Origin of the sequence: Parasphingorhabdus sp., assembly GCF_048269915.1 — a bacterium.
GTDB lineage: Bacteria > Pseudomonadota > Alphaproteobacteria > Sphingomonadales > Sphingomonadaceae > Parasphingorhabdus.
This window is the reverse complement of the sequence record NZ_JBLWTY010000006.1, coordinates 115,450-137,192: the sequence shown is the minus strand read 5'-3', so window position 1 is coordinate 137,192 and position 21,743 is coordinate 115,450. Positions and strand designations below refer to the sequence as shown.

21 protein-coding genes are annotated in these 21,743 nt (G+C 58.0%); 11 read left to right on the top strand and 10 right to left on the bottom strand.

All coding sequences use genetic code 11. The annotated features are described in order from the left end of the window. The 9 genes from ACN0WX_RS13435 to ACN0WX_RS13395 form a co-directional block, all read left to right on the top strand. On the top strand, nucleotides 1–1,239 hold a 1,239-nt coding region (locus ACN0WX_RS13435), incomplete at its 5' end, for a fumarate hydratase (RefSeq protein ID WP_417622846.1). An 81-nt stretch (nucleotides 1,240–1,320) separates the two neighbouring features. Beyond that, on the top strand, nucleotides 1,321–1,569 hold the full coding sequence (locus tag ACN0WX_RS13430; RefSeq protein ID WP_417622845.1) for a hypothetical protein: 249 nt from the start codon (nucleotides 1,321–1,323) through the stop codon (nucleotides 1,567–1,569). 109 nt (nucleotides 1,570–1,678) lie between these two features. Next, nucleotides 1,679–1,948 carry a hypothetical protein gene (locus ACN0WX_RS13425; protein ID WP_417622844.1) on the top strand — a complete coding sequence of 90 codons (270 nt, stop codon included), beginning with the start codon at nucleotides 1,679–1,681 and terminating at the stop codon, nucleotides 1,946–1,948. 135 nt (nucleotides 1,949–2,083) lie between these two features. Then, the gene (locus tag ACN0WX_RS13420) at nucleotides 2,084–4,180 is read left to right on the top strand and encodes a TonB-dependent receptor plug domain-containing protein (RefSeq protein ID WP_417622843.1); all 2,097 of its coding nucleotides are present in this window, start codon (nucleotides 2,084–2,086) and stop codon (nucleotides 4,178–4,180) included. Between the two features lie 66 nt (nucleotides 4,181–4,246). After that, the gene (locus ACN0WX_RS13415; protein ID WP_417622842.1) at nucleotides 4,247–6,055 is read left to right on the top strand and encodes an ABCB family ABC transporter ATP-binding protein/permease; all 1,809 of its coding nucleotides are present in this window, start codon (nucleotides 4,247–4,249) and stop codon (nucleotides 6,053–6,055) included. A 93-nt stretch (nucleotides 6,056–6,148) separates the two neighbouring features. Next, nucleotides 6,149–7,939: a DNA helicase RecQ gene (gene recQ, locus ACN0WX_RS13410; protein WP_417622841.1), complete on the top strand. Its 1,791-nt coding sequence runs from the start codon at nucleotides 6,149–6,151 to the stop codon at nucleotides 7,937–7,939. A gap of 92 nt (nucleotides 7,940–8,031) precedes the next feature. Continuing rightward, nucleotides 8,032–8,457, top strand: a complete 426-nt coding sequence (locus tag ACN0WX_RS13405) for a TIGR01244 family sulfur transferase (RefSeq protein ID WP_417622854.1) — start codon at nucleotides 8,032–8,034, stop codon at nucleotides 8,455–8,457. 47 nt (nucleotides 8,458–8,504) lie between these two features. Next, nucleotides 8,505–9,470: a sterol desaturase family protein gene (locus tag ACN0WX_RS13400; RefSeq protein WP_417622840.1), complete on the top strand. Its 966-nt coding sequence runs from the start codon at nucleotides 8,505–8,507 to the stop codon at nucleotides 9,468–9,470. Then, the gene (locus tag ACN0WX_RS13395) at nucleotides 9,404–10,993 is read left to right on the top strand and encodes a GMC family oxidoreductase (RefSeq protein ID WP_417622839.1); all 1,590 of its coding nucleotides are present in this window, start codon (nucleotides 9,404–9,406) and stop codon (nucleotides 10,991–10,993) included. The genes ACN0WX_RS13400 and ACN0WX_RS13395 overlap by 67 nt, the downstream gene beginning before the upstream one ends. Nucleotides 10,994–11,012: 19 nt before the next feature. On the opposite strand, the gene ACN0WX_RS13390 is transcribed toward ACN0WX_RS13395, so the two are convergent. The 10 genes from ACN0WX_RS13390 to ACN0WX_RS13345 form a co-directional block, all read right to left on the bottom strand. Further along, a complete protein-coding gene (locus ACN0WX_RS13390; protein WP_417622838.1) occupies nucleotides 11,013–12,596 on the bottom strand; it encodes a sodium:solute symporter family transporter in 1,584 nt (527 codons plus the stop codon). Nucleotides 12,597–12,749: 153 nt separating this feature from the next. Next, a complete protein-coding gene (locus tag ACN0WX_RS13385) occupies nucleotides 12,750–14,060 on the bottom strand; it encodes an ammonium transporter (RefSeq protein ID WP_417622837.1) in 1,311 nt (436 codons plus the stop codon). 16 nt (nucleotides 14,061–14,076) lie between these two features. Beyond that, complete coding sequence (locus ACN0WX_RS13380; RefSeq protein ID WP_417610590.1) at nucleotides 14,077–14,415, bottom strand: P-II family nitrogen regulator; 339 nt, start codon at nucleotides 14,413–14,415, stop codon at nucleotides 14,077–14,079. 142 nt (nucleotides 14,416–14,557) lie between these two features. Further along, nucleotides 14,558–15,400 carry a patatin-like phospholipase family protein gene (locus tag ACN0WX_RS13375; protein WP_417622836.1) on the bottom strand — a complete coding sequence of 281 codons (843 nt, stop codon included), beginning with the start codon at nucleotides 15,398–15,400 and terminating at the stop codon, nucleotides 14,558–14,560. Continuing rightward, nucleotides 15,397–15,609: a DUF2007 domain-containing protein gene (locus tag ACN0WX_RS13370; RefSeq protein ID WP_417622835.1), complete on the bottom strand. Its 213-nt coding sequence runs from the start codon at nucleotides 15,607–15,609 to the stop codon at nucleotides 15,397–15,399. Before ACN0WX_RS13370 ends, ACN0WX_RS13375 begins: the two co-directional genes overlap by 4 nt. A 6-nt stretch (nucleotides 15,610–15,615) precedes the next feature. Continuing rightward, nucleotides 15,616–16,170 carry a pyridoxamine 5'-phosphate oxidase family protein gene (locus ACN0WX_RS13365; protein ID WP_417622834.1) on the bottom strand — a complete coding sequence of 185 codons (555 nt, stop codon included), beginning with the start codon at nucleotides 16,168–16,170 and terminating at the stop codon, nucleotides 15,616–15,618. Between the two features lie 12 nt (nucleotides 16,171–16,182). Then, a complete protein-coding gene (locus tag ACN0WX_RS13360; protein WP_417622833.1) occupies nucleotides 16,183–16,653 on the bottom strand; it encodes a type II CAAX prenyl endopeptidase Rce1 family protein in 471 nt (156 codons plus the stop codon). A gap of 41 nt (nucleotides 16,654–16,694) precedes the next feature. Further along, nucleotides 16,695–17,228: a DUF924 family protein gene (locus ACN0WX_RS13355; protein ID WP_417622832.1), complete on the bottom strand. Its 534-nt coding sequence runs from the start codon at nucleotides 17,226–17,228 to the stop codon at nucleotides 16,695–16,697. Between the two features lie 49 nt (nucleotides 17,229–17,277). Continuing rightward, nucleotides 17,278–18,705, bottom strand: a complete 1,428-nt coding sequence (gene tldD, locus ACN0WX_RS13350; protein WP_417622831.1) for a metalloprotease TldD — start codon at nucleotides 18,703–18,705, stop codon at nucleotides 17,278–17,280. A gap of 48 nt (nucleotides 18,706–18,753) precedes the next feature. Next, nucleotides 18,754–18,963, bottom strand: coding sequence for a zinc-finger domain-containing protein (locus ACN0WX_RS13345; RefSeq protein WP_417622853.1), 210 nt, complete (start codon nucleotides 18,961–18,963; stop codon nucleotides 18,754–18,756). Nucleotides 18,964–19,162: 199 nt separating this feature from the next. Here ACN0WX_RS13345 and ACN0WX_RS13340 point away from each other — a divergent pair, with 199 nt between their 5' ends. Continuing rightward, the gene (locus ACN0WX_RS13340) at nucleotides 19,163–20,101 is read left to right on the top strand and encodes an ABC transporter ATP-binding protein (protein ID WP_417622830.1); all 939 of its coding nucleotides are present in this window, start codon (nucleotides 19,163–19,165) and stop codon (nucleotides 20,099–20,101) included. Beyond that, on the top strand, nucleotides 20,098–21,690 hold the full coding sequence (gene nadB, locus ACN0WX_RS13335; protein WP_417622829.1) for an L-aspartate oxidase: 1,593 nt from the start codon (nucleotides 20,098–20,100) through the stop codon (nucleotides 21,688–21,690). The genes ACN0WX_RS13340 and nadB overlap by 4 nt, the downstream gene beginning before the upstream one ends. Nucleotides 21,691–21,743 lie beyond the last annotated feature (53 nt).

Below are 21,743 nucleotides of genomic sequence, written 5' to 3'. Positions count from 1 at the left end.
GTCGATGAAGGCGTGCGGCGCGCCTATCTCCATCCGGAGAACAAGCTGCGCGCCTCGATCCTCGCCGATCCCGCCTTCACCCGCCGCAATACCAAGGATAACACGCCCAGCGTTCTGCACGTCGAAATGGTGCCGGGCGACAAGGTGTCGATCGATGTCGCGGCCAAGGGCGGTGGGTCGGAAAACAAGTCCAAGTTCAAGATGATGAACCCGAGCGACAATATCGTCGACTGGGTGCTGGAAATGGTCCCGCTAATGGGCGCCGGCTGGTGCCCGCCCGGCATGCTCGGCATCGGTATCGGCGGGACAGCGGAGCGCGCCGTGCTGCTTGCCAAGCAGAGCCTGATGGACCCTATCGATATGGGCCAGCTGAAAGAACGTGGTCCGCGCAATGATATTGAGGAACTGCGGATCGAGATTTTCGACAAGGTCAATGCACTGGGTATCGGCGCACAAGGATTGGGCGGTCTGTCGACCATCCTCGATGTCAAGATCAACGACTGGCCCTGCCATGCGGCGGGCAAGCCGGTAGCGATGATCCCCAATTGCGCCGCCACGCGCCACGCGCATTTCACTCTGGATGGCAGCGGCCCGGCCTATCTCGAGGCGCCGAAGCTCGACGAATGGCCGGATGTCAACTGGGCACCGTCATCGGAAGCGAAGCGGGTGCAGCTTGATACGCTGACACCGGCAGAGGTGCAAAGCTGGAAACATGGTGACCGGCTGCTGCTCAACGGCAAGATGCTGACCGGCCGCGACGCCGCGCACAAACGGATAAAGGACATGCTTGATGCAGGCGAACAGCTACCGGTCGAGTTCAAGGGCCGGGTGATCTATTATGTCGGCCCGGTCGATCCGGTCGGCGAGGAAGTGGTAGGCCCGGCCGGTCCGACGACGGCCACCCGCATGGACAAGTTCACCGACATGATGCTGGAACAGGGTCTGCTCGCGATGGTCGGCAAGGCCGAACGCGGACTGGACACGGTCGGATCGATTGAAAAACATAAGAGCGCCTATCTGATGGCCGTCGGCGGCAGCGCCTATCTGGTGTCGCGGGCGATCAAGGGTTCCAAAGTCGTCGGCTTTGAAGATCTCGGCATGGAAGCAATTTACGAGTTTGAAGTGCAGGACATGCCGGTGACGGTCGCCGTCGACGCTGACGGCCAAAGCGTCCACCATCTCGCACCACTGGTCTGGCAGGAAAAAATCAGGAAGGAAGGATTGCTGGAGGGAGCATAATCCAGATCAGTGCAACCTTTTTGCGTGTAATCTATTGATCAGATTGCTCCGCAGCGGAGCTTATCTGTAGAGGATTCCAATATGTTCACGCAGCTCAACCCGCCCATACCGCTCACTGTTATTGGCAAGGGCGATGGCATGGCTTTCGCAGTGATCGACTATGGCGCAGAGCATAATCTGCTCTGGGTCACGGCGATTGATGCAACCGGTGAAATATGGTGTGCGCCCAATCCAAAAGTCCGGATGCATAAGAACTGGAGCATGGGCCGTGCAGGACCAGCGATATCCGGCGAAGGCCCGGGCACCATGCCGGATTTGAAAGCTATCTAGCAGTCCGCATCCCTCCGGCCCATTGCTGCACATAGTTCCGCCTGTTCCGCATCGGAAGTTTATTAACCTCGCGAATGACAATGGCGTCAAATGGGCTTATATTGATGGCATGTATATTATTGTCATCTTCCTGTGCGGTATCGGCAATTTCGCGATGCACCGGGCCATGCTCGAAAGCAATCATCCGCTGATTGCCGAGGCACGGGGTAATTTCCGGAAAATGCTCGGCCCCTATGGCAGCTATATACTGGAGTTTTTCATGCTCGCCGCAGCCATGATTTTCGCCAATATGGGCATGCTCAGCGCTGTGATATTCTATTTCGTCTACACGCTCGCCAATTGTGCGGCCGCCTGGGTGCTTTTTTCAAACAAGCATTGAGATAGAGTGGCTTAACATCAAAGTCGCGCCACGCCGTTTGTCCGACTACGAATGTAGTTTATCGAAAGTCGGTATCGGGTGCAACCAATCGGGCATAGCAGCGTCCCATCCAGAACGGATCGTTAGGGGGGTATCTTGCGCAAAAGAAAACGGATTTTAAGCGGCATTGCGATCGGAGCAATGATCGCATCGACTCTATTCCCTATCGCAGCACAAGCGCAGACAGCAGGCATTTCTTCCCTGGAACCCCGCATAGAAAGCGGACGGCAAATCTATGAAGCTGCCCAATTTACCCGATTCAATCCCCGCACGGCGCTGGACATGGTGCAGCAGGTTCCCGGCTTCATCATCGACACCGGAGACGACAGCCAACGCGGCCTGGGTCAGGCCGACGAGAATGTCCTGATCAATGGCGCGCGTATCTCGGGCAAGAATAATGATGCCTTCACTTTTCTCGGCAGGATTTCCGCCGCCAATGTCGTGCGGATCGAAATCGTCGACGGCGCGATGCTCAGCATCTCCGGTCTTTCCGGACAGGTGCTCAATCTCGTGACCAATGCCGATGAAGCGGCAGGGATTAGCGGCAATTTCAAATGGCAGCCGCGATGGCGGCGCTCGGGCAATAACTGGTTCGCCGGAGAAGCGTCAATCAGTGCCAAGCTCGGCAAGGGCGATTTAACGTTGTCGCTGGAAAATGATGCCGCGCGCAATGGCGTAGAGGGGCCGGAACAGGTCACCGACCGCTTTGGCAATTTGCTGTTCGAACGCGACGAGGTCGCCCGCTATCGCCAGGATAGCCCCAAGTTGAGCGGTTCCTACAGCCGCGCCGGCGAAGGCGGCTCGGTGTTCAATGCCAACGCCGCCTATCAGCTTTTCCGTCGCCGGGAAACGGTCGCCACCGATCGCACGCAAATCGGTCAGCCCGATATTTTCGAATATTATTCCAGCCGCGAGAATGAATGGAACGCGGAATTTAGCACGGACTATGAATTTGCCTTCGGTGGCGGACGGATGAAAATCATCGGCCTGCAGCGCTTCGAACATAGTCCGGTCAGCGATTTTTTTGGCCAGACATTTACCGACGGTATCACCCCGCCGAACGGCAGCCGGTTTGACCGGGTGACAGATGAGGGCGAGTCGATCTTGCGGGCCGAATATGGTTGGAAGACTTCGGGCGGAACCGACTGGGGCGTCAGCCTGGAAGGCGCCTATAATTTTCTCGACAATGAAGGCGCGCTGGCGGTGCTCGATGCTCAAGGCATATTCCAGCCGGTCGCGCTGACCAACGCCAATAGCAAAGTCACCGAATATCGAGGCGAAATCGTCGGCTCTTATGGACGTCCGCTGTCAGAGAAGCTGACTCTTCAGGCAACATTGGGCGGCGAATATAGCAAGATCAGCCAGAGCGGTGCGGCTGGCCAGAGCCGGTCTTTCATTCGTCCGAAAGGGTCTGTCTCGCTGGCCTGGAAGCCACAAGCGGGGCTCGATGTCAGCCTGAAGGTCGAACGCTCGGTCGGCCAGCTCAATTTCTTTGATTTCGTCGAATCGGTCGATGTCGCGCAGAATAATGGCAATGCCGGCAATCCAGCGCTCGTGCCACCGCAAAGCTGGCGGACAGAGCTGGAAGCAACCCAGAACTTGGGGCCGTGGGGATCCCTGACTGTCAATATCTATGGCGAAAAATTCAGCGATATCGTCGACTCCATCCCGATCACGGCAACCACCGAAGCTCGCGGCAATCTGGATAGCGCAACCAGCTACGGGGTCGAAATGGTCACCAGCATCCTGCTCGACCCGATCGGCTGGACGGGGGCCAAGCTCGATGTTGAGGGCGAGGTCCGCAAAAGTTCTCTGCGCGATCCTTTGACAGGCATTTTTCGGCGGATCGGTGATGACAAGATATTTACCTATGAAGCCACTTTGCGCCACGATATTCCAGGCAGTAATTGGGCATGGGGCGCGGGGGTCGAGGATTTCCGCTATTCGGATTTTCTGCGTCTGGACCAGATCAACCGCTTCCGTACGGGGGCAGCCTATAGCTGGTTATTTGTCGAACATAAAAATGTGATGGGGCTGACGGTACAAGCCAATCTGGGAAACCTGTTCGGGCGCCGCGAGAATTTCACTCGTACGGTCTATGCAAACAGGCGCAACGGCCCCATTGCCTTTATCGAGGATCGCAGCCGCCAGTTCGGGCTTATTTACCGGTTGACCGTAAGCGGCAGTTTCTAACATGCGGCCCGATTGAACGCTTTAGCCGGATAGACATTCTTCGCGGGTATCCCTACATCCTGCCCCATGCCACCCGACTATAGCACCCAGGGTCAGATCGACCCGCCGATGATCCCTACGCTGAAGCGTTTCCTGCCCTATCTCTGGCCCAGCGACCAGCCGGCCCTGCGGCTCAGGATTGTGATTGCGGGCCTGCTGGTGCTGTGCGCCAAGGCGGCGATCCTGTCGATGCCCTTTGCCTACAAGGCTGTGGTCGACGGCATGTCCGGCGACAGCCCGAACAGCGAACTGACCGTTTTGCTCGCGCTCGTCGCCGCCTACGGTCTGGCACGCTTCGGTCAGGTGATGTTCGACAATCTGCGCAATATCGTGTTCGAGAAAGTTGGCCAGCAGGCAGCAAGACGCCTGGCGACCAATGTCTTCACCCATTTGCACAGCCTCTCGCTGCGTTTTCATCTCGGTCGGCGCACCGGCGAGGTGACCAAGATTATCGAACGTGGCACCAAGAGCATCGACGTTATGCTCTATTTCCTGCTGTTCAATATCGCGCCGACAATCGTCGAACTGATCGCGGTGCTGGTCATTTTCCAGGTCAAGTTCGGTTTCGGACTGGTCGCGGCGACGATCGCGATGGTGGCGATCTATATCACCTTCACCCGCAAGGTGACCGACTGGCGCAACGCTTTGCGGGCCAAGATGAATGATATGGACACCAGGGTAATCGGCCGCTCGGTCGATGCCCTGCTGAACTATGAAACGGTCAAATATTTCACCGCCGAGCGCCGCGAGGCCGAGCGCTATGACAAGGCGATGCAGGACTGGGCCGCCGCTGCAGTCAAGTCGGAAAATTCGCTCGGCCTGCTCAATATCGGCCAGTCGGTGATCACCAATCTGACGATGATCGGCGCGATGGCGTTCAGCGTCTATGGCTGGAAACAGGGCGATTTGACGGTCGGCGATCTGGTGCTGGTCAACGCGCTGCTGATGCAGCTGTTCCGGCCACTCGACCTGCTCGGCATGGTCTATCGCACCATCCGCCAGGGGCTGGTCGACATGGACGCGATGTTCAAGCTGATCGACACCGAACAGGAGATATATGACAAGCCGGGAGCGAAGGCGCTGCAGGTATCCGATGGCAGCGTGCGTTTTGAAAATGTTGTGTTCGGCTACGATACAGACCGCCAGATCCTGCACGGCCTGGACTTTGAAGTGCCGCCCGACGGAACGCTGGCGATTGTCGGGCCGTCCGGTGCCGGTAAATCGACGATCGCACGCTTGCTGTTCCGTTTCTATGATCCGCAAGCGGGGCGGATTTTGATCGACGGGCAGAATATTGCTGACGTCACCCAGCACAGTCTGCGCGGCGCGATCGGCATCGTGCCGCAGGACAGCGTGCTGTTCAACGACAGTATCGGCTATAATATCGGCTATGGCCGCGAAGGAGCTACCCAGGCCGAGATCGAGGAAGCGGCGCGCGGGGCGGCGCTGGACGGCTTTATCGCCAAGCTGCCTGATGGCTATGACACGCAGGTGGGCGAGCGTGGATTGAAATTATCCGGCGGCGAGAAGCAGCGCGTGGCGATTGCCCGCACCTTGCTCAAAAATCCGCCGATGCTGATCCTCGATGAGGCCACCTCGGCGCTCGACAGCCGCACCGAGGATGAAATCCAGGCGACACTCGCCAAGATTTCGGAACGGCGCACGACGCTGATCATTGCGCACCGGCTCTCGACGATCACCCACGCTGACGAGATCATCGTCCTCAACGAAGGCCGCATAGCCGAACGGGGAAGCCACCGGCAATTGCTGGTCAAGCGCGGGCTCTATGCGGACATGTGGAAGCGGCAGGCGGAAGATCAGAAGGAACCGGCCTAGAATGCTGGCCCCATATCCTGTGCGAAGCACATTTTCGGCCATTCGCATTTTTTCCGGTTTCGTATTTGTCAGCGTCTGGCTAGGGATTGGAATATGACCGCTGCCCTGCTCCCGCTCCTCAAATCCACCTTCGGCTTTACCGAATTTCGCGGTGTTCAGGATCAGGTTCTGGATCGCGTGATGGCGCGGCAGAACACGCTGGCGGTGATGCCCACCGGCTCCGGCAAGTCGCTCTGCTACCAGCTGCCTGCTCTGGCCCACACCGGCACGACCATCGTGATATCCCCGCTGATCGCGCTGATGCATGACCAGTTGCGCAGCGCCGAAGCGGTCGGGATACGGGCTGCCACCCTCACTTCTGCCGACGACAACCGCGCGGAGACTATTGCGCGCTTGAAAGCCGGTGAACTGGACCTGCTCTACGCCGCGCCGGAACGGGCATCGCAGCCGCATTTTCGCGAATTGCTCGAACAGGCCGATATTGCGCTGTTCGCGATCGACGAAGCCCATTGCGTATCGGAATGGGGCCATGATTTCCGCCCCGACTATCGCCTGCTCCGGCCGCTGCTCGACCATTTTGGTGCGGTACCGCGCCTGGCACTCACCGCCACCGCCGACGCCCACACACGCGAGGATATTCTCGTGCAGCTGGGAATCGAGCCGGATGGTCTGATCCTCGCCGGTTTTGACCGCCCCAATATCCGCTACAGCATCAGCCCTCGGACCGGGCTGGCGCGGCAGATCGGAGATCTGGTCGAACGGACGCCGGGACCGGGGATCGTCTATGCCCAGACCCGGGCAGCAACCGAGAGAATGGCCGACCGGATTGCCAGTACCGGGCGTAGCGCGCGCGCCTATCACGCTGGCCTGCCGCCGGAAGTGCGGCAGAAGAACCAGCATGATTTTGTCGCGTCCGAAGATATGGTGATGGTCGCGACCATCGCTTTCGGCATGGGCATCGACAAGCCGGACGTGCGCTTTGTCGCGCATGCCGGCCTGCCAAAATCAATCGAGGCTTATTATCAGGAAACCGGTCGCGCCGGCCGCGATGGCGATCCGGCGGAGGCCCATATGTTCTGGGGTGCCGATGATTTCGCCAAAGCGCGTCAGCGGCTCGGCGAGATCGACCAGAATCGGCTGGACAGCGAACGCAGGCGGCTCGCCGCATTGGGCGGCCTGGTCGAATCCGCCGGGTGCCGCCGCGCGGTACTGCTCCGCCATTTCGGCGAAAATCCGCCAGCCCAGTGCGGCAATTGCGACAATTGCCTGAATGCCCCGGCAACCCGCAACGTAACCGAACTGGCACGCAAATTCCTGTCTGCCGTCTATCGCACGGGACAGAGTTTTGGCGTCACCCATCTTGAAGCGGTGCTGACCGGACGGCAGGACGAAAAAATCCTGTCGCGTGGGCACGACAAGCTTTCGGTCTTCGATATTGTCGGGGATGAAGAGGCCGCGCTGATCAAGCCGGTATCCCGGTCGCTTCTGCTGCGGGACGCACTGCGCAATACCGATCATGGCGGCCTGATGTTCGGTCCCGAAGCGCGGGCGATTCTGAAGGGCGAGGAAGAAGTCGCGATTGTCGAACCGCCCAAGCGCGCATCGCGCAAGCGGCGCGGCGGAAGTGCTTCTCCCAATCCATTTGGCGACCCCCTGTTCGAAGCCTTGCGCAAGAAGCGGATGGAATTGGCCAAGGAATTGGGCGTACCGCCTTATGTAATTTTTCATGACAGCGTTTTGCGTGATATGACCGGTTTCAAACCACGCAGCCTTTCGGCACTCGGCGAACTGCCCGGTATTGGCGCAGCGAAGCTGGAGAAACACGGCGATGCGTTTCTGGCGGTCATTCGTGAAGTCGCGGAAGCCCAACAGGAAAGCGCATGAAATTCCTATCAACAATGCTATCACTGGCCCTGGTCGGCTGCAGTGCGGCGACAGCAACCGATATGTCCGTTTCGACAGAGGAGACCCGTAACATGTTCCGCAAAATCAATGATATGATCAGTGTATCACCGCAAATCACACTCGACGATGTCGCTTCAGCCAAGGCTGAGGGCGTCACACTGATCATTAACAATCGTCCCGATGGCGAGGATCCGTCAGCCCCACAAAGCGCTGACATCGAAGCGGCTGCCCGAGCAGCGGGCATGAAATATATGTCCATTCCCATCACCCACAGCGGTTTTTCCGGGCCACAGGTCGATGCCATGATCGCTGCCCTTGCTGAAGGTGACAAGACGCTCGCCTATTGTCGTTCCGGCACCCGCTCCACCCTGCTCTGGTCCCTGGCCCAGGCGAAACAGGGCGTCGCACCGGACGAAATCGCCCGACTCGCGGGCAATGCCGGCTATGACATCACGCCGGTGCGCGCGATGGTCGATGCGCTGGCTGGCGGGAATTGATCGCAGCATCTGGACAGCCACTTACATTCGTGTAAGTAGACCCGATCATGGAGAATCTACCATCACCAACCGACTGGGCCGTGCCGTTTTTTATCATAACGGTCGCTATGGAATGGTGGTGGAGCCGCAAAAACAAGAACATCCGCTACGAGACCAAAGATGCTTTTACCTCGCTGGCGCTGGGCACCGGCAGTGTGGTTGCTGGCCTGTTGACCGGCGGAATCGTTCTGGCGCTCAGCCTGTGGGCTTACCAATATAGAATTTTCGATATCGAGATCAGTTGGCCCAACGCCCTGTGGCTCGTGCCGCTGGCGTTTGTCCTCGATGATCTGGCTTATTACTGGTTCCACCGAACGGCTCACCGGGTCCGGTGGTTCTGGGCGGCCCATGTCACCCATCACAGCAGCCAGCACTATAATCTCACCACTGCGCTGCGACAGACCTGGACCGGGTTTTTGGCCATCAGCTTCATCTTTCGGCTGCCACTGTTTTTCCTCGGCTTCCCACCGGCGCTGATATTCTTCCTCGTGGGGCTGAATCTGATTTACCAATATTGGATTCATACCGAAGCGATCGACCGGATGCCGCGCTGGTTCGAGGCGGTGATGAACACGCCATCGCACCACCGCGTTCATCATGCGACCAACCCGCGCTATCTCGACACTAATTATGCCGGTGTTTTCATCATCTGGGACAAGATATTCGGAACCTATGAACCGGAAACCGATGCCGAAAACATCCAATATGGCATCGTCAAAAATCTCGATAATTTCAATATTTTTTGGGCTGCCTTTCATGAATGGGTCGGCATTGCGAAGGATTTGTGGAGCGCCCCGTGGCGCTATAAAATCAACTATTTGATAAAACCGCCCGGGTGGAGCCATGACGGCTCCCGGGAAAGCAGTGAGACCTTAAAGGCGCGCTGGGCAGAGCAGGAGAGAGCAACATGGCAGAATATGACATCATCGTCATCGGCGGCGGCTCCGCCGGCAGCGCCGTCGCAGGACGGCTGAGCGAAGACGGAAAACGGACCGTCTGCCTGATCGAGGCGGGCGGGCGAAATAACAATTTCCTCGTCAAGACACCCGGGATGATGCCGTTCCTGCTGAAAAATGCCAATTGGCGGTTTGATACCGTGCCGCAGAAAGGCCTGAACGGGCGTACCGGCTATCAGCCACGCGGTCGCGGCCTTGGTGGATCGAGTGCGATCAACGCAATGATCTATATCCGCGGCAACAAGTGGGATTATGACAATTGGGCGGCTCTCGGCTGCACTGGCTGGTCCTATGATGATATCCTGCCCTATTTCAAAAAATCCGAAAGCAACGAACGCGGCGGCAATGATTATCATGGCGGCGACGGGCCGCTGTCTGTTTCCGATCAGAAATGGCCCAATCCGGGGAGCCTCGCCTTCGTGGAAGCGGCGCGCAATTTGCAGCTTCCGATCCTCGATGATTTCAATGGCGAGAAGCAGGAAGGCATGGGCATCTATCAAGTGACCCAGAAAGGCGGCGAACGCTGGACTGCGGCGCGCGCCTATGTTGAACCGGCCCGTTCCCGCCCCAATCTGACGATCCGGACAAAATCTCTGGTCGAAAAGTTGATCGTGAAAGACGGCCGCGTCACCGGCGTGCAGATCAAACGCGGTTTTGGGCGCGAGACAATCCATGCCCGCGGCGCCGTAATATTGTCCGCCGGCGCTTTCGGATCACCCCATATTCTGCAACTTTCCGGCATCGGACCGGCGGCGCATCTGAAGGACAAGGGCGTGGAAGTCACCCTCGACAAACCTGAAGTCGGTGCGAACCTGAAAGATCATATCGACTTTGTTTCCGGCTATCAGACCGAGTCAAAAGAGCTGATCGGCGATTCACTCGAAGGCACCACCCGCATGGCCAAGGCGATTTTGGAACACCGGATGAAACGCACCGGCATCATGACCACACCTTATGCCGAAGCGGGCGGGTTCTGGAGCAGCGGCCCCGAGGTCCCTGCCCCCGATATCCAGTATCACTTCGTGCCGGCGGTGCTCGAGGATCATGGCCGCGAGAAGGTCAAGGGCCACGGCTTCAGCTGTCATGCCTGCGTCCTGCGACCGTACAGCAAGGGCACAGTCCGGCTGAACAACGATGATCCAAAAGCATCACCGGCCATTGACCCGAATTTTCTCGATGACGACCGGGATATTGCGACCCTGAGGAAGGGCGTTCGCCATATGAAAAGGATATTGGAAACTCCGCCGCTGACCCAATATTCCCCGACGGACCGGCATCCGATCGACATCGACAATGACACCGAACTGGACGCGCTGATCCGGAACCGCGCCGATACCGTCTATCACCCCGTCGGCACCTGCCGGATGGGTCCCGACGATGCAGCAGTTGTCGATCCACGATTGAAATTCCGGGGTCTGGACGGTCTCTATATCGCTGATGCCTCAATCATGCCGGAAATCATCAGCGGCAACACCAACGCACCGAGCATTGTGATTGGTGAACGGGCGGCGGAATTTATCAAGGCCGATATGGGAGGCTGAGCAATATCTCGGGCGGCGATCACCCGGCCTGGAGCCACTGGATGGACAGCGAAAGCAGGATGATCGCAATGGTGAACAGAAATAGCCATACGGATATGGCAAGCACGAAGGCCCCTGATACCCCGTCCTGCTGTGTGACAAAAATCCGGTCCGCCAGCGGCATTTTGCCACTTGCCAGCGACAGCAACATCGCAACCGCCATGGTCACGACGAGCCCGATCAGATTCCACCACATCCAGAAAAGCTGCGGATGAAATTGCCAGCAATAAAGGTTGAGAAGAACGCCCGATAGAAAACCGATATTCGTGCTCAAGACGGTGCGGCGCTTCCACAGGATAGCGATCAGAAAGACGCCCATCACCGGCCCGTAAAGCGCCGAACCCAATTTGTTGACTGCCTCGATAACGGTGGCGGCAATATCCCCTGCATAGGCCGAGAAAACCAGAATCAGCCCGCCCCAGACCAGCGCCATCAGGCGCGCAACGAAGACTTCCTGCCTTTTGCTATGCGCCCTGATCCCGAAGCTGGCCATATCCTCCATCGTCACCGCCGAAAGCGAATTTACGGCCGAGCTGAGCGTTGACATGGCCGCCGACATGATCGCCACCAGCAGCAGACCGATCACCCCGTGGGGCAGATATTCCAGTATGAACAAGGGCATCAGATAGTCCGGATGGCTGTCCGGAATTTGCATCAACAATTCACTGTTGCTCGCTGCGACAACACCGATTGCCAGGCCCGTCAGACAATAGAGCAAAGCGATCGGAAAGCGCAGCAACGCATTTGCCATGAGCAATTTGCGAATGTCGCCCAGGCTCTTTGCGGACAAGGATCTTTGCGCCTGTGTCTGGTCGCAGGCATAATAGGAAACATAGAGAACAAAGCCGCCAAACAGCATCGGGAGCAGCGCAAATTCATCGGTGACCAGTCCGGCGTAACTCCAGTCCACCACACGAAGCCGCTGGGGATCGATGCCGGACCAGAATGGTTCAATGCCGCCGACCGTCGCAATCGCGAAGATCAGGCAAGTCAACAGGCCGATAACGATCAACACCATCTGGATCGCGTCGGCATAAACCACCGCCCTGATCCCGCCAAGGAAGGAATAGATGATCGTGATGATGCTGATAACCAGTACCGACTGGATAAATGCTATGCCGAGAACCGCATGGATAATCAGGCCGGTCGCATAGACCATGATTCCGGTACCGAAAGCGCGGACGATCTGGAATGAAAAGCTGATGGCGAAGCGCGTCGAGCGGCCGATCCGCTGTTCCAGAAAATCGTAAATACTGACCACTCCGGACCGATAGAGCGCCGGCATGATCACGAACATGACCAGCAGCATCGCCAGCGGCAGCGCAAATTCAAAGGTCAGCCATTTCAACCCGCCCCCCTCCCTCAGACCGACAAATGCAGGGGCCGATATGAAGCTGATCGCTGACAATTGGGTGGCCATTGCGGACAGGGCCAGGGGAAACCAGGCGATGGCCTTGTTCCCCAGAAAATAGTCGCCTTCATCAGCTTGCCTGCTCAGGAAAATCCCGAAAGCCAGCATCGCGGCGAGGTAGATGATGATAACGGAATAGTCCAAACCGTTCATAGGTTCACCTTATGACGTCACGCCGATTATTTCCGTTCGAAAAAAAAGGCCGGGATGTTTTCACATCACCGGCCATAAAGTTGTTTGTTCGCAGGAGGAACAAGGTGAGGCGCCGACCCGAGTTTTGGGAGGAGAGAGTCGGCGCCAAACTGGTTAGCCTTTGGCAAACTCCGGATAGGCTTCGACGCCCACTTCGGAGATATCCATCCCGAGCATTTCCTGCTCTTCGCTTGGACGGACACCAAGGGTGAATTTCAGCGCGTACCAGATGATCGAGCTGGTGATCAGCACGAATACACCGGTTGCAATAACACCTGTCAGCTGCGCCGTGAACGGCACCTCGGTGTTGGTGAATGGAACGATCAACGTGCCCCAGATACCGGCCAGAAGGTGAACCGGAATAGCGCCGACAACATCGTCAATCTTCAGCTTGTCGAGCAGGGGAACCGCGAAGACCACGATCGCGCCGCCGATACCACCGATCAACAGGGCGGAAGGCACCGTCGGGGTCAGAGGCTCTGCCGTGATCGACACGAGACCGGCCAGTGCACCGTTGAGCGCCATGGTGACGTCGATCTTCTTGTACAGCAGTTGCGTCAGGATGATCGCCACGACCACACCGCCAGCAGCAGCCATATTGGTGTTCACGAAGATTTTGGAAACGTCGCTGACGTCGCCAATCGTGCCCATAGCAAGCTGCGATGCGCCGTTGAAGCCGAACCAGCCGAGCCACAGGATGAACGTACCCAGTGTCGCAAGCGGAATGCTGGAACCGGGCATGACCGTGATCTTGCCATCGATATAGCGTCCCATCCGGGGACCGATGATCAGTGCACCGGCGAGCGCCGCCCAGCCACCGGTCGAGTGGACCAGAGTGGAACCGGCAAAGTCACTGAAGCCCATTGCGTCGAGCCAGCCTGCACCCCATTCCCAGCTAACGATCACGGGATAGATGAACCCGGTCAGCACGAAGACGAAGAGGAAGAAAGGAATGACCTTCACACGCTCTGCAACGGTGCCGGAAACAATCGACGCCGTGGTGGCACAGAAGACCATCTGGAAGAACCAGTCGGAAGCCACCGAATAGCCGGTGTCGACATCCGCCTCGCCCACGCCCTGCATCGCATAGGGGAAGTCGGCGATGCCAAAATAGCCCCCTTCGAAACCGGGATAGGCAATCGAGTAGCCGATGAACCAGAACATGATACCAGCGATCGAATAGAGTCCGATATTCTTCAGACATTGCATCGACACGTTCTTGGACCGCACGAGGCCGGCTTCCAGCATGGCAAAGCCGGCGGCCATCCACATGACAAGAAACCCGCCGAGCAGGAACAGCAAGGTGTTGAAAATATAGGCTGTATTGGCGCTGGGATCGGCCACTTCAGCCGCCTCCTGCGCCAGCGCGGGAGCGGCCGCAGCCATCAACGCCAGCCCTGCGGAAATCGTCAAAAATTTTCTCATTATCATGCTTCCCCGATTAAATTGCTGTGTCGCCGGTTTCCCCAGTGCGAATACGCACCGCGTCTTCCAGACCAAGAGTGAATATCTTGCCGTCGCCGATCGACTCCGTTCCGGCGGCAGTTTGAATGGCCTCGACAGCTTGCGCTGCAACATCGCTGCTGCAGGCAACTTCGATTTTCAGCTTCGGAACCATGTTGGTGGTATATTCCGCGCCGCGATAGACTTCCGTCTGGCCCTTTTGCCGGCCAAAGCCCTTGACTTCGGTTACGGTCATGCCGGTCACGCCGACACCGGTCAGCGCTTCACGAACATCGTCAAGCTTGAACGGTTTGATTATGGCTATGATAAATTTCATTACGCCCCCTGTTGTTGTTACCGGGGGACTCTCAGCAAGGGTCGTGCCAGAATCGCAAGCCTATGGATTCTTAGGGTTTTCTGAAATTTCTGAATCTTAACGGCGAGTAAATTTTGTGCATTGCAATGTAGCTGCACAAAATTTAGGCAGACTGCTCGGCCAGTTTCGCCATAATTGCCGGGATCATCTTTTCAGTCTCGCGGCGCCCGATATCGATCAGTTCGTCTGCGCGGAAAAAATTCTGTATGTCGATATGGCCCACCGGGGGCGACATCGCGAAATCCGGGGGGTCGAGCGCGAGGGAGTAGCGACCGAGATTGCGCAGCGAGAGGCCGACGGATGCCTTGATAATAGCGATGCTATTGGGTTCCTTGCTGCTGCCTTCGGCAATTCCCGCCGCGATAGAGCGATTGATAAAGTCATCCTGCAGGTTGACCGACAGGCACAAAGCGGCGGGTGCGAGGTCCCGGACCGGTGCAACCGGCACCGGCAAGGCGGCACCCCCGTCGACGAGCAGACGGCCTTCATGCTGCACCGGCTTGAATATACCAGGCAGCGACATGGATGCACGGATCGCCGGCACCAGCTTGCCCGACTTCATTACAATCGTTTCACCGGAGCGCAGGTCAGCGGCGATCGCCGCGACCGGATATGGCAGGTCTTCAAAACTGAGATGTCCCAGTTCGGCCTCCAGCTCTTTTTCAATATTGCGCGCGCCCATAACCGCGCCGCGCTTGAAATGGGGGTCCATGAACCGCAGCATGTTGCGGAAATTGACGTTGCGGGCCATGTCCTCCAGATAGTCCATCTTGCCTGCGGCATGACTGGCCCCGGTAATCGCCCCGATCGAGGTACCGGCGACAGCCGCAATTTCCAGCGGCGAATCCTCAATGGCGCGCAACACACCAATATGGGTCCAGCCGAGTCCGGCTCCCCCGCCCAGCGCGAGCGCGATTTTCCCGGCACCGCCGTCTTTGGCCATCATAATGTAACATCCTCCGCCAATATTGCTTTTGCGTCCGCCAGATCCTCTGCCAGCACCATCACGCGAGCGGGCAGCGCGATACCCGCGCCTTCGACAATATTCACGTTGCTATCAAAACAGACCGCGCCAATCCCGGCTGATTCCAGCCGTCCGCGGATGATTTCAGCTTCCACGCCGTGCATATGGCGGGACAGTTCCACCAGGCTCATGAGCGACTATCCACCAAAATAGCGGTCCGTCGCGCGGGTTGGCAGGCCGTCGATACTCTTCACCCGGCCCGCGGTCTTTTTCATCCATGCTTCCGGATCGGCCTGCCGATGATATTTGACCAAAGTCTCGCGCTCGGCTTTCAGTTCCATCTGCGGTACGCCCCAACCACAACTGGTCTGAACATTATCCACCGCAATGTCGAATATCTGGCGCGTCCCTGGCAGGATATCGAAATGTGCCGCCAGTTCCTCCCAGTCCTCATCCTGCGGCAAAACCGGTTTTCCGGTTCCATAGAGCCGCATGATCAGCGCCGGATTGGCAAAATTGTTGAACATGATAGTGATCCGGCCGTCGGCGACCAGATGAGCATGGGTTTCGTTGCCCGACCCCCCGAGGTCGAGATAGGCAACGCGATTGGGGCCGAGCACCCGGAAAGCGTCATAGCCTTTGGGTGAGAGATTGATCCGGCTGTCTGCCGCTGCCGTTGCGACAAAAAAGATCGGCTGCCTGGCAATGAAGGCGATATGATCGTCGTTCAAGGCATCAAAAAACTCAGACATGGCAAACTCCGGTCAGTAAAATGGGCCGCCGAAAAATAGTCTCCACAGCACTACCAATATCCAGTGGATCACAACAACCGGCCACAGCGACTTCGAGACAATCCGGATATGGGTCAATATAATACCCAGTATGAACGTAGCAAATAGAAATGAGGGCTGCAGATATATTGCCGCCCATGGAGGCTCGAAGGTCAGCGCTAGGAATGGGTGCCAGAGCATGAATAAAAAGGCCGAAAGCCAGCTACCCCAGCGCTGCGAAAATGCCGCAAGCCAAGACAGCAGCACACCGCGAAAGATAAACTCTATAAGGAAAGCGGGGACAAAAAACAGGATGGCGACGGTGATCAGGTGCGACTGGATATTGCCAACCGGGTCAAAATGGAGCCATTCCCCCAGATAGCCAAGCAACGAAATAATCGCCGCTGCCGGGACGGCAACGCCAACGGCCGCTTTCCAGCGACCGGCATCTGGCCAGATTTTCAATGCCCGCCCAGTCTGCTTCACCGCCCTGACCAACATAGCGCCTACCAGCTAGCCCCGGCATCAACAGCCGCTTGCTCGCCCGGCCTCATGGCGCGCCCGAGAACCCTATTGCGATGAGGAAAACGACCAAATTTCGCAATGACATCGTGATGTTCATTGGCAAATTCCTCATTGGCGCCAAGCTTCGTGAACAGGGTGACAGATCTGTTTTGCAGATGGAGGTCCTCGGCATGCATGAACGGCATATAGAGAAAAGGCCGCTGTTCTTCGGTCAGTTGCTGATCAAGCTCCAGCTCCACCGCCCTCTCTGCTATCTGCTGCGCCAGATGATCGGTGGAATAGGCATCGGCGCCGTCGCGAAACATATTACGCGGGAACTGGTCGAAGAGGATGACGGCGGCCAACGCGGTTTCCGGCGAAGCAAGAAAATCTCCGGCGGTTTTCGATTTCTGCTCTTCCCAGAGTTCCAGGAAACGCTCCCTGATCTGATCGTCGGTCGCATCTTTCTTGGTCCACCAGTCCTTGGGATCAAGCTCCTGAAACCAGAAGGACAATATTTCGGCAGGCCAGTTCAACGGAAAAGTCCTTTGGTCGGGAAGCCAGCGATGGCAGAGCGCGCCAACGTCAAGCCGTCCCCCCGACGGTCAGACCTTCGACCAGCAAGGTCGGCTGCCCGACACCTGCTGGCACCGACTGTCCACCCTTGCCGCACATGCCGATGCCTTCATCAAGCGCCATGTCATTGCCGATACCGGTCACCTTGGTCAGCACCGTCGGGCCGTCGCCGATCAGCGTCGCGCCCTTGATCGGCGCGCCCAGCTTGCCATTTTCGATCTTGTAGGCCTCGGTGCAGGAAAAGACGAACTTGCCAGAAACGATATCTACCTGCCCGCCGCCGAAACTCTTGGCATAAATGCCATTTTTAACCCGGCTCATCAGCTCGTCCGGATCATCCTTGCCGCCACGCATGAACGTATTGGTCATCCGCGGCATCGGCGCATGGGCATAGCTTTCGCGGCGCCCGTTACCGGTCGCCGGCACACCCATCAGCCGCGCGTTCAAGCGATCCTGCATATAGCATTTCAATATGCCATCCTCGATCAGGACATTTTCCTGCGTCGGTGTGCCTTCGTCATCAATACTCAGCGATCCGCGGCGTTCCTTGATCGAACCATCGTCAACTACGGTGACTCCGGGCGCAGCCACGCGCTGGCCGATCTTGCCGGAAAAGGCGCTGGTGCCCTTGCGGTTGAAATCGCCTTCGAGGCCATGGCCGATCGCTTCGTGGAGAATGATACCGGGCCAGCCGGGGCCGAGCAGGACGGTCTGTTCGCCCGCCGGCGCGTCCACGCTCTCGAGATTGACCAGAGCCTGCGCCAAGGCTTCATCGACCGCGCGGTTCCAGCGCGCCTCTTCGAACAACTGGTCATAGAGGTAACGGCCGCCCATGCCGAAACTGCCGGACTCGCGGCGACCATTTTGTTCCGCGACGATCGAGACATTGAGCCGCACCAGAGGGCGCACATCTGTGGCAACAAAACCATCGGGGCGAACAATCTCGACAACGCTCCAGCTGCCCGACAGGCCGACGGAAACCTGCGAAACGCGGGGGTCTCGGGCACGGGCCGCCGCATCAATCTGCTGACAGAGCGCGACTTTCTTCGCGAACGGAATAGCTTCCAGCGGATTGGCTTCGCCGTAGAGATGCCGGTTGCTGCCGCGCGGTGGTGGAGCTTTCTCGCCCTTGGCCGGATCGAGCAGTTGCAGCGTTTGCGCGGCGCGGCGGATTGCCGCCTCGCTAATTTCGTTGCTATGCGAAAAGCCGGTCATCTCGCCCGACACACCGCGCAGACCAAAACCGCTGTCGGTGCTGTAATCGGCGGTTTTCAGACGGCCATCGTCGAAGCCGAAACTCTCCACCGCACTATATTGCAGATAGAGTTCACCATCATCACAAGCGGACAGACTCTTGGAAACAAGCGCTTTGGCGCGTTCCGGATCAAGGCCATCGGGACGGTAGAGAAAGGAGCGGGGATCAAGATTTTCTATCATCCCATCTATATAGAAATATATCGGGAGCCTTGCACCCCCTATGTCGGATTATTCTTCGGGGTGCGCCTGCGAAGCGTCTGCGGGACCGCCGATCAAAACGAATCGCCGATCACAATAGCCGCAGTCGACATAGCCTTTTTCATCAATCTCGAGCCAGACACGCGGATGGCCGAGGGCTGCGCCCCCTGGTATATCGGTGGCACCATCGCAAGCATTGCGTTTTTTGGCTGTTCTGACAATTTCCGGAGCGTCAATCATATAGGCGCGATTAGCAACGGATTGATCGCTGCGCAATCCTGCAAATATCACTAAAGGTTTATCCGGATCGAAAAACCATCACGATATTTCCCAGCCGCTGATGGCCACGAAGCTGAAGAGTGTCGCCGTTGTCAGGGCAAGCAGAATATAGCGCAGCAAAGCCTTTGATTGTCTCCGTCAAGATGGTTATGCGAAACCCATGACCAATGCAGCTATTTCGATCCAAAATCTCTCGAAAACCTATGCCGGCGGCAAACAGGCGCTGGATGATGTCAGTTTTGACGTGCCACGCGGTTCAATCTTCGGGCTTTTGGGCCCCAATGGCGCGGGCAAGTCGACACTGATCAACATATTGTCGGGCATGGTGCGCAAGACCAGCGGCAGCGCCAGCATCTGGGGCTTTGATACCGATGACAGCCCGCGCAATGCCAAAGCTTCGATCGGTATCGTGCCGCAGGAAATTATTTTCGATCCCTTTTTCACGCCTTCGGAAGCGCTTGAGGTTCAGGCCGGGCTCTATGGCGTACCGAAAGCAAAACGCCGGACCATGGAACTGCTCCGCGCCGTGCATCTGGAAGACAAGGCAGACGCCTATGCCCGAACCTTGTCGGGCGGGATGAAACGCAGGCTGCTCGTCGCCAAGGCGATGGTTCACTCGCCTCCCATTCTGGTGCTGGACGAACCGACCGCCGGCGTCGATATCGACCTGCGGCAACAGCTTTGGGAATATGTTGTGGAGCTCAACAAAGCCGGGGTCACTATCGTTCTGACAACCCATTATCTCGAGGAAGCGGAAAATCTCTGCGATCGGATCGCCATCATCAATCACGGCAAGCTGATCGCCAACAAACCGACATCGGAGCTGGTCGATATGGCGCGCGAAAAACTGGTCGAGCTAACGCTGGATCGCGACCTTTCGGAGGAATCGGATGCCGTGTCCCTGGCCAATGACCTGTTCGAGAAAGCCGAGATCATCGGGCCGCGCACGGTGGCGGTCACCTACAACAAGGACCGCACCAACGCCGGCGGCGTGATGGCCGCGATCCAGGAACGCGGCTATGCGATCGTCGATGTCACCACCAGGGAAGCGGATCTCGAGGATGTGTTTCTCAACCTCACCCGCGCCAAAGCGGCATGAACCATGATGTAATTATTGTCGGGTCCGGTGCCGCCGGGCTGAGCGCCGCGATCACCCTGGCCCGCACCCACAAGGTGCTGGTGCTGGCCAAGGGGGAACTGACCGGTGGCTCCACCGCCTGGGCGCAGGGCGGGATCGCAGCCGTACTCGACGCGGGCGATACGTTTGAAAATCATATCAACGACACGATGGTCGCGGGCGCCGGCCTGAACCGCCGCGAAACCGTCGAATTTGTGGTAGAAAATGCACCAGCCGCGATTGAACGGCTGGAGGATATGGGCGTACCCTTCAACAAGGAGGCGGAAGTCCTGCACCTCACCCGCGAGGGCGGGCATAGTCACCGGCGCATCGTCCATGTTGATGATGCAACCGGCTGGGCTGTGCAGGAAGCACTACAGAATACCGCTGCGGCCCACCCGAATATCACTTTGCGCCCGCATATGGTGGCGATCGACCTGATCGTCGACCGCCATGCGGAAACCCCGACCGGTGCCAAGAATGTCTGGGGCGTTTACGCGCTGAACAATGCGACCGGCCGCGTCGAGACGCTGACTTCGCGCGCGACGATCATGGCCAGCGGCGGCGCCGGACGGACCTATCTCTTCTCGACAGCCCCGCGCGGCGCGACCGGCGACGGCATCGCCATGGCCTGGCGCGCGGGCGCGCGGGTCTCCAATATGGAGATGATGCAGTTCCATCCGACCTGCCTCTATAATCTCGAGGTCAAGAATTTCCTGATCACCGAGGCGGTGCGGGGCGAAGGCGGACACCTGAAGCTACCCGCCGATGCAGGCGACGAAGCCGGCGACCGCTTCATGCAGCGCTTCGATCCCGGACGCATGGAACTGGCCCCGCGCGATATTGTCGCGCGCGCCAATGATCACGAGATCAAGCGGCTCGGACTGGACTATGTCGATCTCGACATCTCCCACCGCGATCCGGAATTTGTGAAGGGCCATTTCCCGAATATTTATGATAAACTGATCGGGCTGGGCATCGACATGACCAAGGGACCGATCCCGGTGGTGCCGGCGCAGCATTATACCTGCGGCGGGATATTGATTGATCTCGCGGGTCGCACCGACCTGCCTGGCCTCTATGCCGCGGGTGAAGCCAGCGAGAGCGGCCTGCACGGCGCCAACCGGCTGGCCTCCAACAGCCTGCTCGAATGTTTCGTCTTCGGCGACGCCGCCGCCCGGGACATCGCCGAACATTGGGAGGATATGCCTGTTCCGCCGCCGATCCGCCCCTGGGATGAAAGCCGCGTCACCGACAGCGACGAGGAAGTGGTGATCAAGCAGACCTGGACCGAAATTCGCCGTTTCATGTGGAATTATGTCGGCATCGTCCGCACCACCAAACGCCTCGAACGCGCCCAGCACCGCATCGACCTGCTGCGCGGCGAAGTGCAGGAATATTACGGCAATTTCCGCGTGACCCAGGATCTGATCGAGCTGCGCAACCTGATCGAGGTGGCGGATCTGATCGTGAAGTCAGCCTTGGCAAGGAAGGAAAGCCGGGGGTTGCATTATATTACCGACTATCCGGATTTGTTGCCAGAGGCGGTGGATACGATTTTGGTGCCTTAGGAATCTCCAGTCACGCCAATATACAATGATGTCGCGATATTGATGGTCGGATA